Annotated in this window: 1 pseudogene; it reads left to right on the top strand. The window is 44.8% G+C overall.

What is annotated here, in order from left to right:
- A pseudogene (locus tag NNO02_RS23600) lies at window positions 1–380 on the top strand (T6SS effector phospholipase Tle3 domain-containing protein); the annotation flags it as partial.
- Window positions 381–384 lie beyond the last annotated feature (4 nt).

The raw sequence follows: 384 nt of genomic DNA, 5'->3' as shown, positions 1-384 counted from the left end.
AAGAACCTTCAGGAATTCAATTGCCGGGGCCCGGTTCAAAAGCGGATCGTAACAGATATGAAAAGCAATCGAGAGCTGAAATGCTTGAAGATGTTCGTACTTATGTTCAGCGACCGACAGATCACAGTACGTTACCGATGGATGAGCGTTTCATGAGCAGGGTCGTTGCCTATGACTTGCCAGTTGGTTATTGCTGGCATTCCTGGGACAGAGAAAGTCTTGCTGAATTACGCTACCAGGCTGACTGGCTGGAGAGTGATGATTATTACTGGACAGGTAAATTGAGTATTCCAGCAATGCCAGCGATTATTGGAAGAGATATCGCAAAAGATGTGGTTGAGAAAAATGCCGGTGCGCTAGTACGTCTCAATATCAAATAATAAT

The organism is Citrobacter sp. Awk 2 (genome assembly GCF_028069815.1).
Taxonomy (GTDB): Bacteria; Pseudomonadota; Gammaproteobacteria; order Enterobacterales; family Enterobacteriaceae; genus Citrobacter.
The sequence above is the reverse complement of the archived record's forward strand: the minus strand, read 5'-3'. Positions and strand labels throughout refer to the sequence as shown.